Source organism: Polynucleobacter sp. Fuers-14, assembly GCF_018882045.1.
In the GTDB taxonomy this organism is placed as follows: domain Bacteria; phylum Pseudomonadota; class Gammaproteobacteria; order Burkholderiales; family Burkholderiaceae; genus Polynucleobacter.
Genome location: NZ_JACVPG010000041.1, coordinates 1 through 320, shown reverse-complemented (window position 1 = coordinate 320; position 320 = coordinate 1). Strand labels below are relative to the sequence as shown.

The following is a 320-nucleotide window of genomic DNA, read 5'->3' as shown; positions in this document are numbered from 1 at the left end:
TTTTGATTACATCGAAATGTTTTACAACCCGGTTAGACGCCATAGTTACAACAATGGACTTTCTCCGGTAAGATTTGAACAGCAGTACCAAGCGAGGTTGGGAAGTGTCTAAGATATTGGTAGCGATTCATTGTGCAAACCTCGCTCTACCGCCCATTCCAACAAGACGGTGCTCACAAACTCTGGGCCGTAGTACATGCAGAATGGTAGTCAGCCGCAGCAATTTAAGCCATGCTGGTGATTGCGAGATCATCAATAAGGAGTATTGCTATGGCTGACCACTTAAACAATAAACCCTTTGGGGCATGGATTGCAATCGA

1 protein-coding gene is annotated in these 320 nt (G+C 45.0%); it reads left to right on the top strand.

Annotation, left to right across the window (positions count from 1 at the left end):
* Positions 1-112: IS3 family transposase (locus ICN40_RS11605; protein ID WP_216242901.1), on the top strand; the 112-nt coding region annotated here is incomplete at its 5' end.
* Positions 113-320 lie beyond the last annotated feature (208 nt).